This window comes from Mesorhizobium sp. M1406 (assembly GCF_040317555.1).
Taxonomy (GTDB): Bacteria; Pseudomonadota; Alphaproteobacteria; order Rhizobiales; family Rhizobiaceae; genus Mesorhizobium.
The window spans coordinates 170,032-182,350 of record NZ_JAMYKW010000006.1; the positions used below are offsets into that span (position 1 = coordinate 170,032).

Consider the following 12,319-nt stretch of genomic DNA (forward strand, 5'->3'; position numbering starts at 1 on the left):
ACCGGAGATAGAGATAAGGCGCTCCGGCGCGGACCATCGCCACTCAAGCATGGCAGCCCCGACAAGCCAAGCCCTTCAGCGGCTCAAAGGCCGATCCCGCGCTCCTTCAGGGCGGCGGCGATCTCGTCGAGGATGACCGGGTCGTCGATGGTCGCAGGCATCGCCCATTCTTCCTTGTCGGCGATCTTCTGCATGGTGCCGCGCAGGATCTTGCCCGAGCGTGTCTTGGGCAGGCGCTTGATCGTCACCACCGTCTTGAAGGCGGCGACCGGGCCGATGCGTTCGCGCACCAGGCCGACCACCTCGGTCTCGATGAGGCCGATATCGCGCGTCACACCAGCATTCAGCACCACGAAGCCGAGCGGAACCTGCCCTTTCATGGCGTCGGCAATGCCGATGACCGCGCATTCGGCGACATCGGGATGGGCCGAAAGCACCTCTTCCATGGCGCCGGTCGACAGCCGGTGGCCGGCGACATTGATGATGTCGTCGGTGCGGGCCATGACGTAGAGATAGCCGTCCTCGTCGACGATGCCGGCATCCGCCGTCTTGTAGAAGCCGGGGAACTCGTCGAGATAGGCTTGGCGGAACCGTTCATCGGCGTTCCACAGCGTCGGCAGGCAGCCGGCCGGCAGCGGCAGCTTGACCACCACATTGCCCAGCGTGCCGCGCGGCACTTCGTGGCCCGCATCGTCGAGCACGCGGATATCGTAGCCGGGCATCGGCACGCCCGGTGAGCCGTATTTCACCGGCAGCAGGCCGAGGCCGGCGGGATTGATCGTCATCGGCGAGCCGGTCTCGGTCTGCCACCAGTGGTCGACCACCGGCACGTTCAGCTTCTGCTCCGCCCATTTGATGGTTTCCGGGTCGGCGCGCTCGCCGGCGAGGAACAGCGTGCGGAATTTCGACAAATCGTGTTTCGCGATGAACTCGCCCTTCGGGTCCTGACCCTTGATGGCACGGAACGCGGTCGGCGCGGTGAAAAGTGCGACGACGCCATGCTCCGATATCACCCGCCAGTAGGTGCCGGCATCGGGCGTGCCGACAGGCTTGCCCTCGAACAGGATGCTGGTGCAGCCATGCAGCAGCGGCCCGTAGACGATATAGGAATGGCCGACCACCCAGCCGACATCGGATGCCGCCCAGAACACCTCGCCCGGGTTGACGCCGAACTCGTTTTCCATCGTCCATTTCAGCGCGACCATGTGGCCGCCATTGTCGCGCACGATGCCCTTGGGCTGGCCGGTCGTGCCCGATGTGTAGATGATGTAGAGCGGATCGGTAGCGAGCACCGGCACGCAATCGATATTGGCGCCCGCTGCTCGTTCGCGGGCGACGGCATCGGCGTAGTCGATGTCGAAATGCTCCCTCAGTTCGCAGCGCAGTTGGTCGCGCTGCAGGATCAGGCAGGCGTCCGGCTTGTGGCGGGAGATCTCGATCGCCTTGTCGAGCAGCGGCTTGTAGGCGACGACGCGGCCCGGCTCCAGGCCGCAGGAGGCGGAAATGATCAGCTTCGGCCTGGCGTCGTCGATGCGGGTGGCGAGCTCATGCGAGGCAAAGCCGCCGAACACCACCGAATGCACCGCGCCGATGCGGGCACAGGCCAGCATGGCGATGGCCGCCTCGGCCACCATCGGCATGTAGATGATGACGCGGTCGCCCTTGCGAATGCCGCGGTTCTTCAGCACCGAGGTGAGTGCGACCACCTCGCGCTTGAGTTCGGCATAGGTGAATTTCTTGACCGTCCCGGTGATGGCGCTGTCATGGATCAGCGCGATCTGGCCGGCGCGTCCGCCCGCCACATGGCGGTCGATGGCGTTGTAGCAGGTGTTGCAGGTGGCGCCGGTGAACCATCGGCCATAGACCCCGGCAGTGGCGTCGAACACCTTGTCGTAGGGCGAATACCAGTCGATGGCGCCGGCCGCGTCCGCCCAGAATTTCTCCGGGTCGCGTTTCCAGCCGTCATAGACCTCGTGATAGCGTGAAGCCATAAGGCCCTCCCCAGGAACGATTTTCTTCCCTCCAGATAGCGCGCTCTAACCTTGGCCGCAAATGTACGCCATTGTGCTGACGACATCGACCTGGTGCTTGGGGGCAAGCTGCTATGAAATTGCGATATGGGATTGGAGCCGCGATGTTTGCCAGGCGATCCTTGCTTCCATCCTTCCTGGCTGTCTTGCTCGCGATCTCCACCGGAGCCGCTCAGGCCGGCGATGCCGCGGCACGGCGTATCATCGGTTTTTCGCCCGACGGTGTCTATTTCGCCTTCGAGCAATATGGAACGCTCGATGCCGGCGCCTCGGACTCCGGCTGGTCGGAGATCGACATCATCGACACGCGCACCGATGAATTCGTCGGCGGCAAGCCGATCCTCGTCGTCGACGCGTCGGAGGAGGCGACGCTGACCCTGGAACAGGCGAGGGCGCAGGCCGCCGTCAGGGCGGCGCCCGTTCTTGCCAGATATGCCATCGCATCGCGCGGTGATCAGACAGCTTCCGATAAGTTCACCTTTCCAGGTGAGATGATTGCCTACAACGACATTTCCCGCCTCGAACAGGTGTCGCAGAAATGGCTGGCGCCGCTCTATGGCGAAACGGGTATTTCGACCATTCAGCTCGACCAGATCCTGGCGGCCAGCACGGGCGATTGTTCGGCGAGTTTCGATGCGGCGCGGCAAGGCGATACATCCGGCAAGGCGCTCGGCTTCCGGCTGACGCTGCAAGGGCAAGACAGCAAGCCGTTCAAGATCCTGCACGAGGACAAGGCCGTGCCGGGCTCAAGAAACTGCCCGACCTCCTACAGCCTGTCGGAATCCTACGAATTCACCCCGGCCGGCAAGCCGGCGGTGATCGTCGTGCTGGTACAGCGTTTCAGCCAGGGTTTTGAGGGGCGTGATCGCCGCTTCCTCGCCGTGACCGGGCAACCGCGCTGACACGACGGCCCAAAGTTGCCCTGTCGATGTCTATTGATGGTTCTAGATAGGCAGGGCCACAAGCATGAGACCAATGCCGCCAGCGATCAAAATTGCCGTCGCCAGCGCTTTTCTGTGACGTTCGAAGCTCGTCGGAGCCCGCTCCCAATTGTAACCCATACGCTATCTCCCCAAGACCCAGGCAGGCTTTACCTTACTCCAGGGAAGAAAAGCAACGGCCGAGCCGGTCGGTTCCCTTGTCCATGCCTCGCCTTGGCGTCTATTTCTGAGACGATTCCGGCCGGGAGCAGGCCGCGGATGCGATTTCGCGACCGGGACGAGGATCTGTCGGAACGCAAAACCGCGGCTGCCCGCCGCCGGTCTCCATGATCGGCTGATAGACAGCGTTCCATCGCCGCGCTATCTGAAATCCGGGGTTTTTGCATGGCTTGGTGGGGTTGGTGATGGAAATTGGCTCTGGAACGGTTCTGCGGCTGGCGGAAGACGCTTCGGTCCAGCATGTCGGCGATGGTGCAGTCGTGCTTTTGGCGCGCAGCGGCCAGCTTTACACATGCAACGGCACGACCGAAGCCTTCCTCGACAAGGTGGACGGCGCGCGCAACCTCGACCAGATCGTCGACCTGCTTTGCGGGGAGTTCGAGGTCGACAAGGGGACGCTCGATCAGGATATGGCGTCACTGGCCACCGATCTGATCGAGGAAGGTATCCTCGCCGCGCCGGGTGCTTGATGGCTAAAGATACGCGCCTGATGGCCGACGGTCCGCTCATGCGCGCCTTGTTTCGCTGCCATCTCTGGGCAAGCGCGCGGCTGATGCCGTTCCTGGTCGCCAACCGCAGCTTCGAGGACGTGCTCAAATGGGCGCCGCTCACCTCGTCGACGCCCTATCGCGGCTTGCCGTCCGCCTACATCGTCGCCAGCGTCAACCGCACCGTCCGCCATCCCTGGCTGATGCGCGACCGCAGGTGTCTGAGAGAGGGTCTGCTCGGCCATCGTTTCCTGCGCCTTGCCGGCTTCGATCCGGACCTGCGCTTCGGCGTTGATCCCCAGTCGATGCACGCGCCACGCATGTCGGCGCATTGCTGGGTCTGCCTCGACGGCAGGCCGGTGGTCAGCGACAGCCTTCCCGGCATGGTCGAGATCTACCGTCACCATGCCGATGCCACGAAGGTGCGTCCCGCTTGACCAGACCTTCAGCGTGCTACGCCCTCAACGGCCAGATTCTCGGCATATCGGCCGAGCGCACCGAGCTGTGGCGGGATTTCGACAGGATGTTCGCCGGCCTGCGTATCGCCGAACCCGTCGAGCCGGGCTTTCGCCTTGATATCACCGAGACCGACACCTTAGATGAGACACCCCACGGATCCCTCGTTTTCGATGGCGAGGTCCCGGAGGATGGCCACTGCCGGATGATTGAGGCCGGCGGCACCATCCATCTCGTCTTTCCCGCACGTCTCACCGTCTCGATCAAGAGCGACGAGGGTTGGGCCGAGCTCCGGGTGCGCCCCGGCACGAAAGTCGCCTGGACGGCCTGGATGCTGGTGCTCGACGCCGCGCTCGACGCTGGCGGCCAGCATATGTTGCATACCGCGGGCCTGACGTTGCCGGGCAGCGATGCGGTGGTGCTGATCCATGCCCCGAGCGGCACCGGCAAGACCACGACGTCGCTGGCTCTGGCAACGCAGGGCTTTGGCCTCTGCTCCGACGACGCCATGATCGTGAATGTCGCTTCAAGCAAGGTCGTGGCCTGGGGCTTGCCGCGCGCCGTCAAGATCCACCGGAAGACGGCGCAGATGATTCCGCGGGTGGCGCCATGCCTCGGCCAGACGTGGGATCGCAACGGCGAACAGCCGGTCTCGCTTGAAAGGCTGGCCGGGATCGTGCGGGTCGAAAACGCGTCCGCCCGGCCGGTAGCGGCCCTTCTGCACTTGGCGCGCTCCGCCGACAGCCAGACCCGGCTCGTCGCCATGGCCAGGACCGACGCAATGGTGGCGCTGGCAGTGGACAATGTCCGCACGGGCATGACCGGGCTGCTGCCAATGCAAAAACGCCGGTTGGCGACCATCGCCGGGCTGGTCAATTCGGTGCCGACCTTCCGGTTGGAGGTGGGCGCGCACCCGGCCGACGCGGCGGCGCTGATCAGCTCTACCCCGGATTGACGTCAAGTCAGGCAAGCTGTGGCCTGGCCTTGGCCAGCCGCTGGATCCATCGGAAGGCGTCGCGGCGCAGGCGCGAACCAAGCTTGTCCCTGGAATTGACGCCGAGCAGCGTATTCGTGGTGATCAACCGTCTGGCCAGCCGTATCGAGAGATCGGGCTTGATGCGGCCGGCGAGTTCAAGCGCGCGGGTCTCCTCGAACAATTCGCCGGTCACATTGAGCACAACAGCCAGTTCGAGCTCGATCCCGGTCATGCGGGCAGCGTCGAACAGGCACGCTTCCGCTTCCGCCGACTGCAACGCCCGCACCCCTTGCAGCACGTCGACGCAAAGCTGCAGCCGGTGGAATTTGTGGCCGCCGGCGGCATGCACGATGGCGATCGTCAAAAGCGCCGCCGGCGTGTCCGTCGCCTCGCCGTCGATGGCGCGCAATTCCCGGAACCCCAGCGACAGGCGCCGCCGCATGCCGGTGTCATGCACCAGATCGCCATGCAGTTCGACCAGCAGGCTCGAATTCTCCTTCTCCAGCCATTTGAACTCCTGCAACTCGTAGGATTGCGCCTCGTTGCTGCCAAGCTCGAAGCCGCATGCCGCGATCACCCGGTTTGCCCGCGCCAGGTTGGCCGGCTCGACCAGTATGTCGATGTCGGTGAACGGCCTGTCGGCGACGTTGCGGTAGAGTTTGCGCGCGAAGACCGGCCCCTTGACGATCCGCGCCGGAACGTTGTCCGCCGCCAGCCCCTTCATGATGCGGTCGCCATGGTACCGCAGCAGCATCGACTGGCCGGTGGCGATCGTCGCCTTCTGGCGCAGATCCTCCAGTCTGTCCCGCAGCCCCTGATCCGGTGGCAGCCGCGCGTCGCCGCTGAGCTTGCGCAGCATGATCGGCAGGACACCATGGAACTCGGCATTGTCGAGCAGCGCCGTCAGGGACTTTGCCGGCAAATTATCGGCGTCGAAGGCCGACGCTTCCGGATCGGCGTAGCGCAGCAGCAGCTTTTCTTCGGGTGGCGTGAGAGATGGCAGCATCAACCCGGACAATGTTGCGGCTAAAGGGATTGTCCAGGATGGTTGCAGAAAAGCGGAGTGGAAGCCAGCGTTACATGCCCCATCGCAGTGCCGCCGTGCGCACCGGCGCATCCCAGAATGCCGTCGTCTCGTCGTCGAGCATGGTGAGTGTGATCGAGCAGCCGGCCATGTCGAGCGAGGTGACGTAGGAGCCGACCAGCGAACGGGTCACCGTCACGCCGTGCTTCTCGAAAATCGCCCGCGCGCTGTTGTACATCAGATAGAGTTCCATCAGCGGCGTGCCGCCGAAGCCATTGACGAACAGCAGCGCCGGGCCTTTCGCCCCGTCGCCGAGATCGCCCAGGATCGCGGCACAAATCTCCTGCGCGATAGCGTCGGCGCTTTTCAACGTATCGCGCCGGCGGCCGGGCTCGCCATGGATGCCGACGCCGAATTCCATCTCGCCGTCGCCGATGTCGAAAGTCGGCTTGCCCGCCGCCGGCACCGTGCAACTGGTCAGCGCCACGCCCATGGAGCGGGTGGCAGCGTTGACGCGGTCGCCCACTGCCTTCAACGACGCCAGCGCCAGGCCATGTTCGGCCGCCGCGCCGACGATCTTTTCCACCACCAACGTGCCGGCGACGCCACGCCGGCCGGTCGTATAAGAAGAATTCTCGACGGAGACATCGTCATTGGTCACGACCTGCTGGATCCCTTCCGACATCTCTGCCGCCATGTCGAAGTTCATCACGTCACCCTCGTAGTTCTTGACGATGAACAGGCAGCCGGCGCCGGTGTCGACGGCTTCCGCCGCCGCCAGCATCTGGTCCGGTGTCGGCGAGGTGAACACCTGGCCGGGGCAGGCGGCGTCCAGCATGCCATGGCCGACAAAGCCGCCATGCAGCGGCTCGTGGCCGGAGCCGCCGCCGGAGATCAGCGCCACCTTGCCCGGCCGCAAGGTCTTGCGGCGGATGAATTTGTGCTCGTCGCCAAGCACCAGGATGTCGGCATGGGCGGCAACGAAACCGTCGAGGCTCTCGGTCAGCACCGTGTCCACCGAATTCATGAATTTCTTCACGGCCGTCTCCTCCCGAAATAGGCGTGACATCGAAGCAATTCCAGGAAAAGTGTGTAACGGTTTTCCGTCCGGAATTGCGTACAAACTCCAAGGGGTCAGCCACCCTTGCCGGTGATGCTGGTGATCTTCTGGATGAAATCGTTGACAGCCCTGTCGAGCGCGGCGTTCTGCTTGTCGTCGCCGAAATCCGGCACGATCAATGAAACATGCCGCGTCTTGCGCATGCCTGCCGCGACCGACATTTTTCCCGGATGCGCCTGATGATAGGCTGCGAGAAACTGATCGCGCTCTGCCGGGCTGAAATGGCACACCGAAAATATAGCCGGCAAATGTTTTGACGGGATCGGGATCGAATAGGCCGGGCTCGAAATCTGCGTGACGAAGCTGCGATGCTTGCCGAGCGCGTCGGCGAGGCGCTGGCGCATGCCGGACGGCCGCTGGTCGATGACGTGCGACAGGATCGTCTTGTAGGCGCGGATTGCCTCTTCGGAACCGGGTTCGGGCTTCTTGTCGATCATGCCAGCCGCGCCTAGACCGAAATATCGGCGATGGCCGCCTTGGCCATGGCGAGTTGCGCCGGCGCGACGGAAAGATCGCGCAGGCCGGCCTCGAGCAGCGACGGGATCGAGGCGGGATCGCCGCCGGCATCGCCGCACAGGCTGACCGGAATCTTTTCACGCTGGCCGAATGCGGTCACGGCGGCGATCAGCCGCAGCACGGCCGGATGACGGACCGAATTGAGATGTGCCACGGCGGCGTTGTCGCGGGCCGCAGCCATGACATATTGGGTGAGATCGTTGGAGCCGATCGAGAAGAAGGCGGCCTCGGCAAAGGCTTCCGGCACGATCGCCACCGAAGGCACCTCGACCATGATGCCGAGCGGCGGCATCTTGTGCGCGATGCCGCGCGCGGCAAGCGCTGCCTGTTCCTCGGCGAACATCGCCGCTGCCTGCCTGTATTCCTCAATAACGGCGATCATCGGGAACATCACCTTCAGACTGCCGTGCACGGCGGCGCGCAACAGCGCACGAATCTGTACACGAAAAACCTCCGGTCTTGCCAGCGACAGCCTGATGCCGCGCAGGCCAAGAAACGGGTTGCTCTCCTCGACGGTGAAGCCCGGAACCGGCTTGTCGCCGCCGGCATCGACGGTACGGATCGTCACTGGCTTGCCGCCGGCCCACTCCAGCACCTTGCGGTAGGCGCGATATTGCGTCTCCTCATCCGGAAGCGTCCTGCCGAACAGGAATTCGGTGCGCATCAGGCCGACACCGTCGCAGGTGGCGATGTCGATGCCGTCGACTTCGGACGGGTCGGCGATGTTGACCTGCACGCGCACCACCGTGCCGTTCTTGGTCACCGCCGGCCGTGCCAGGAACGTTCCAGCCCGGTCGCGGCGCATCGAGAACGACGACGACGATTGGCGAAAGGCGGCGATATCGTCCTTGGAGGGTGACAGCACGATGCCGCCATGTTCGGCGTCGAGCAGGGCGATGCCCGCAAGGTGAGCCGGCGAAGCGCCCAGCCCGACTACCATAGGAATGCCGCGCGAGCGCGCCAGCATGGCGACGTGGCTGGCGGTGCTGCCCGCCTTCAGCGCGATGCCGCCGCCGCTGCTCCAGTCGGTTTCGAGAAAGCGCGTCGGCGCGATGTCATCGCCATAGAGAATGGCGCCGGCCGGTGCCTGGATATCGCTATCCTCGGTCAGCGCCCGCAGCACCTGGTCCTTAATGTCGCGTATGTCGGCGGCACGCGCGCGGAAATAGTCCTGGTCTGAGGCATCGTAGCCGGCGATCTCGGCATCCAGTGCCTGTCGCCACGCCACATCGGCGGGTTGACCAGTCCCGATCGCGGCAAAGGCCGGGCGGCTCAGTGCATCGTCTTCCAGCATGGCGATTTGAAATTCAAGAATATCGGCGGCGTCGCCGTCGGCGGTTTGGATCAATGCGGTGAGACGAGCGGCCGCACTGGCGATTGCGCTCTCAAGCGCCGCCTTCTCTTCGGCGGCTGTGGCCTTGCCGACATAGGATGCGGCAATCCGGTCGAGATCGAACAGCGGCCCCTCGGCATAGCCGACCGAGGCCGAAATGCCTTGCAGCCTAAGCGGTCCGGACATGGTCCGTGCCTTCATCGAAGTCGCGCCGCACCAGTTCGACCAGCGCGTCGACGGCATCATCGGCGCCGTCGCCGCTCGCCCTGATGTGCAGCAGCGTGCCTTTCGGCGCCTTGGCCGCCATCACCTTGACGATGCTCTTGGCGTCGAACCATGGCCCGTTGGCGGCCAGCGCTATTTCCACCTCGGCGGCAAAAGTCTTGGCCAGCTTGGTGAACTTCACCGAAGGACGCGCGTGCAGGCCCACCTCGTGGGTGATCACAACGGTCGCTTCGGCTGCTGCGGACATGTCGTCAAGCTTCCCGTTCACTCACGACGGCGACAATTCATGTGCCGTCGCCACCACTTCTTTCAGCGAGGCACCGCCTGAGGCCTCGGTCGCCGCCATGATCGCGCCCTCGACGATCGGCGCGTTGCACACGATGATCTTTTGCGACCGTGGCTCGCCGATCATCTCCACCGCCATTTCGCTGTTGGTCTCGGCGCCGCCGAGATCGACCAGGATGGCGACACCGGCTTCCGACCAGGCCTTGTCGATGGCGCCCATGATCGCCTCAACATTGGTGCCGAGCCCGCCATGGCCGTTTCCGCCGCACCATGCAAGCGGCACTTCGTCGCCCACCATCTGCCGCACCATGTCGGCCGTGCCCTCGGCGACCAGCGGGGAGTGCGAGACGATGACGATGCCGACATTGCTCATGGCTGACCTTCCAGCGTTTCGACGATCGTGCGCACCAGAAGCGCGGTCGAACGCGCGCCGGCATCCATATGGCCGATCGAGCGGTCGCCGAGGAACGAGGCGCGGCCACGCAGCGCCTTCATTGGCACGGTCGCCTTAGCCGCGGCGTCGGCGAAGTCAGCGATTTCCGATCCAGTCTTTCCCTCGACCAACGCGTCATGCACCGGCTGCAGCACGTCGAGCATGGTTTTTTGGCCGACCTGCGACTTGCCACGCGCGGCCACCGCTTCGATCGCCTTGCCGAAGGCGGTGGTGAGATTGGCGCGGTCGGGCGCCGCCGAAATCTCCTTGCCGAGCGCCATAAACAAGGTGCCGAACAGCGGGCCGGAAGCGCCGCCCACGGTCATCACCAGCTTGGTGCCGATCGCCTTCAGGGCTTCGGGCAGCGGCTTGGCCGAAAACGACTCGGCCTCGGCCCTCACCGCCTCGAAGCCGCGCTTCATGTTCAGCCCGTGGTCGCCGTCGCCGATCGCCTGGTCGAGCGCCGTCAACTCTTCGGCGTGAGCGGCGATCGTATCCGCGGCGGCCACGATCAGCCCGGCAAGGTTCAGCGCCGCCATGTCACCCGCATTCTTGGTTTCCACCTTTCCGGCAGTATCGAAATAACGCTCATTCGACAACTGGAGCATGCGTCAGGCCGCTTCATGCAGCGCGGCGGCGACCGCGAAGACCTCGGCCACCGCATGCGCGCCGGGGTCTACAACGCCTTGCAGCTTACCGCCGACATAGGCGGACCGTCCGGCTCTCGCCCTGTCCATGGCGGCGGTGGCCTCGGCACCGCGTCGGGCCGCTGGTGCCGCATCTTCCAGGCCACTGGCGGCGAGCGCTTTCAGCGCGGGTTCCAGGGCATCAATCATCGTGCGATCCCCCATCCTTGCACCGCCATAGAACGTCATCCGCTCCAGGCCGGCCAGCAGCGCCTTGGCCAGGTTCGCGCCGCCGTTCAGAGCCTGCGCCGCCGCGGTGAAAAAGATCGACAGCAGCACGCCGCTGGAGCCGCCCATGGACGCGCTCAGTATGTCACCTATCGCACCAAGGGTCGCGGCAGGTTCGGCAAGCGGCAGCGTGTCGAGCCGTTCCAGCACGCTGCGTGCGCCGGTCGCTGCCGTCGAGCCGGTGTCGCCGTCGCCTGCCTTGGCGTCCAGCGCGTTCAAGGTGCCTTCGAGCGCGATCAGCCTTTCGCAGACCGTGACGACCAGCCGTCTGGTGCGTGCATCCTGGGTGGGCTTGGGCACCGCGCTCTGTCCGGCCGCTTTCGCCATCGGCACGACGGCAGGCGGCACAACGGGCTTTGCCGGTATCCAGGCATGCGGGCCGACCGGCGCCAGCAAGGCTGTTTCGCGTGCCGCGTCGAGCCGGATCAGCGACAGCGAGAAGCCGTTCATGTTGAGCGCCGTCATCAGCGGGCCCGGGCCGATCGTCAGCTTGATCGCTTTGGCGAGTGGTGCGGCAAGCACCGCGTTGGCGATAACGGACATTTCGAGCGGTGGCACCGAACCGAGATTATTGATCAGCAGGGCGTAGCTGGCCGCAGGGTCGAGCCGTGCCGACAGGCGCTCGGCCATGATCGCGACCAGCCTGTCGGCGCTTTGCACCGCAATGCGCTCGACGCCCGGCTCGCCATGAATGCCGAGGCCGAGCTCGCCGTCATTTTCGCCAAACCGGTCTTCATGCGGCTGACCGGGGATCGAGCAGGACGACAGCGACATGCCGAGCGAAACGATGTCCTTCGCAGCCGTGCGCGCGGCTGCCGCAACGGACGCGAGGTCATGACCGGCTTCCGACAGATGGCCAGCGATCTTGTGCACGAACAAGGTGCCGGCGACGCCGCGCGGCTGGGTGATGTCAGGCAAAGCGATATCGTCGGCGACGATGACCATTTCGACACGAAACCCTTCGGCGCGCGCCTTCTCGGCCGCCAGGCCGAAATTGAGACGGTCGCCGGTATAATTCTTGACGATGAGCAGGCAGCCGGCCGGGCCGGTCACCGCGCGAATTGCCGCCAGCACGGCTTCGACGCTCGGTGAGGCAAAGATCTCGCCCGAAACCGCCGCCGTCAGCATGCCCTTGCCGACGAAGCCGGCATGCGACGGCTCGTGCCCGGCGCCACCACCGGAGATGACGCTGACCTTCGTCTTGTCCCAACCGGCGCGCAGGATCACCTTGATCTCGGGATAGCCGTCGAGGCGCGCGAGATCGCCTGATCCGATGGTCCGCAACAGACCGTCCAGCGCCTCGGTGACGATCGTTTCCCTGCGATTGAAAAAGTGCTTCATCGAATTCGTCCCGTACTC

General features: G+C 64.8%; 13 protein-coding genes. 4 read left to right on the forward strand and 9 right to left on the reverse strand.

Annotated elements, in window-relative coordinates; genetic code table 11:
* Positions 1-83: 83 nt before the first annotated feature.
* Positions 84-1,991: a propionyl-CoA synthetase gene (locus NKH03_RS08515; RefSeq protein WP_352968034.1), complete on the reverse strand. Its 1,908-nt coding sequence runs from the start codon at positions 1,989-1,991 to the stop codon at positions 84-86.
* 143 nt (positions 1,992-2,134) lie between these two features.
* Between NKH03_RS08515 and NKH03_RS08520 the strand changes: the two genes are divergently transcribed.
* From NKH03_RS08520 to NKH03_RS08535, 4 genes are all read left to right on the forward strand, one after another.
* Positions 2,135-2,932, forward strand: coding sequence for a DUF2259 domain-containing protein (locus NKH03_RS08520; RefSeq protein WP_352968035.1), 798 nt, complete (start codon positions 2,135-2,137; stop codon positions 2,930-2,932).
* Positions 2,933-3,375: 443 nt separating this feature from the next.
* Positions 3,376-3,660: a PqqD family protein gene (locus NKH03_RS08525; protein WP_352869046.1), complete on the forward strand. Its 285-nt coding sequence runs from the start codon at positions 3,376-3,378 to the stop codon at positions 3,658-3,660.
* 20 nt (positions 3,661-3,680) lie between these two features.
* Positions 3,681-4,115: a lasso peptide biosynthesis B2 protein gene (locus tag NKH03_RS08530; RefSeq protein WP_352869162.1), complete on the forward strand. Its 435-nt coding sequence runs from the start codon at positions 3,681-3,683 to the stop codon at positions 4,113-4,115.
* An 86-nt stretch (positions 4,116-4,201) separates the two neighbouring features.
* Positions 4,202-5,089 (forward strand): phosphoenolpyruvate carboxykinase (ATP), encoded by an 888-nt coding sequence (locus tag NKH03_RS08535; RefSeq protein ID WP_352869043.1) that lies wholly within the window; start codon positions 4,202-4,204, stop codon positions 5,087-5,089.
* 7 nt (positions 5,090-5,096) lie between these two features.
* On the opposite strand, the gene NKH03_RS08540 is transcribed toward NKH03_RS08535, so the two are convergent.
* The 8 genes from NKH03_RS08540 to NKH03_RS08575 form a co-directional block, all read right to left on the reverse strand.
* The gene (locus tag NKH03_RS08540) at positions 5,097-6,116 is read right to left on the reverse strand and encodes a nucleotidyltransferase family protein (RefSeq protein ID WP_352968036.1); all 1,020 of its coding nucleotides are present in this window, start codon (positions 6,114-6,116) and stop codon (positions 5,097-5,099) included.
* A 70-nt stretch (positions 6,117-6,186) separates the two neighbouring features.
* Positions 6,187-7,173: a dihydroxyacetone kinase subunit DhaK gene (gene dhaK, locus NKH03_RS08545; protein ID WP_352968037.1), complete on the reverse strand. Its 987-nt coding sequence runs from the start codon at positions 7,171-7,173 to the stop codon at positions 6,187-6,189.
* Between the two features lie 95 nt (positions 7,174-7,268).
* Positions 7,269-7,691 carry a hypothetical protein gene (locus NKH03_RS08550; protein ID WP_352881567.1) on the reverse strand — a complete coding sequence of 141 codons (423 nt, stop codon included), beginning with the start codon at positions 7,689-7,691 and terminating at the stop codon, positions 7,269-7,271.
* A gap of 11 nt (positions 7,692-7,702) precedes the next feature.
* The gene (ptsP, locus tag NKH03_RS08555; protein WP_352968038.1) at positions 7,703-9,289 is read right to left on the reverse strand and encodes a phosphoenolpyruvate--protein phosphotransferase; all 1,587 of its coding nucleotides are present in this window, start codon (positions 9,287-9,289) and stop codon (positions 7,703-7,705) included.
* The gene (locus NKH03_RS08560; protein WP_352869029.1) at positions 9,273-9,575 is read right to left on the reverse strand and encodes an HPr family phosphocarrier protein; all 303 of its coding nucleotides are present in this window, start codon (positions 9,573-9,575) and stop codon (positions 9,273-9,275) included. The genes ptsP and NKH03_RS08560 overlap by 17 nt, the downstream gene beginning before the upstream one ends.
* A gap of 21 nt (positions 9,576-9,596) precedes the next feature.
* Complete coding sequence (gene dhaM / locus NKH03_RS08565) at positions 9,597-9,986, reverse strand: dihydroxyacetone kinase phosphoryl donor subunit DhaM (RefSeq protein WP_352869026.1); 390 nt, start codon at positions 9,984-9,986, stop codon at positions 9,597-9,599.
* Entirely contained in the window at positions 9,983-10,585 is a 603-nt protein-coding gene (gene dhaL / locus NKH03_RS08570; protein ID WP_352968080.1) for a dihydroxyacetone kinase subunit DhaL, read from the reverse strand. The genes dhaM and dhaL overlap by 4 nt, the downstream gene beginning before the upstream one ends.
* Positions 10,586-10,657: 72 nt before the next feature.
* Positions 10,658-12,301 carry a dihydroxyacetone kinase subunit DhaK gene (locus tag NKH03_RS08575; protein ID WP_352968040.1) on the reverse strand — a complete coding sequence of 548 codons (1,644 nt, stop codon included), beginning with the start codon at positions 12,299-12,301 and terminating at the stop codon, positions 10,658-10,660.
* Between the last annotated feature and the right edge of the window lie 18 nt (positions 12,302-12,319).

What these genes read in the sequence shown, in the direction of transcription:
- NKH03_RS08530 (WP_352869162.1), top strand. Translation starts at nt 3,681, where the DNA reads ATGGCCGACGGTCCGCTCATGCGCGCCTTGTTTCGCTGCCATCTCTGG.
- ptsP (WP_352968038.1), bottom strand. Translation starts at nt 9,289, where the DNA reads ATGTCCGGACCGCTTAGGCTGCAAGGCATTTCGGCCTCGGTCGGCTAT.
- NKH03_RS08550 (WP_352881567.1), bottom strand. Translation starts at nt 7,691, where the DNA reads ATGATCGACAAGAAGCCCGAACCCGGTTCCGAAGAGGCAATCCGCGCC.
- NKH03_RS08515 (WP_352968034.1), bottom strand. Translation starts at nt 1,991, where the DNA reads ATGGCTTCACGCTATCACGAGGTCTATGACGGCTGGAAACGCGACCCG.
- NKH03_RS08525 (WP_352869046.1), top strand. Translation starts at nt 3,376, where the DNA reads ATGGAAATTGGCTCTGGAACGGTTCTGCGGCTGGCGGAAGACGCTTCG.
- NKH03_RS08560 (WP_352869029.1), bottom strand. Translation starts at nt 9,575, where the DNA reads ATGTCCGCAGCAGCCGAAGCGACCGTTGTGATCACCCACGAGGTGGGC.
- NKH03_RS08540 (WP_352968036.1), bottom strand. Translation starts at nt 6,116, where the DNA reads ATGCTGCCATCTCTCACGCCACCCGAAGAAAAGCTGCTGCTGCGCTAC.
- NKH03_RS08520 (WP_352968035.1), top strand. Translation starts at nt 2,135, where the DNA reads ATGTTTGCCAGGCGATCCTTGCTTCCATCCTTCCTGGCTGTCTTGCTC.
- dhaM (WP_352869026.1), bottom strand. Translation starts at nt 9,986, where the DNA reads ATGAGCAATGTCGGCATCGTCATCGTCTCGCACTCCCCGCTGGTCGCC.
- NKH03_RS08535 (WP_352869043.1), top strand. Translation starts at nt 4,202, where the DNA reads ATGTTCGCCGGCCTGCGTATCGCCGAACCCGTCGAGCCGGGCTTTCGC.
- NKH03_RS08575 (WP_352968040.1), bottom strand. Translation starts at nt 12,301, where the DNA reads ATGAAGCACTTTTTCAATCGCAGGGAAACGATCGTCACCGAGGCGCTG.
- dhaL (WP_352968080.1), bottom strand. Translation starts at nt 10,585, where the DNA reads ATGGCGGCGCTGAACCTTGCCGGGCTGATCGTGGCCGCCGCGGATACG.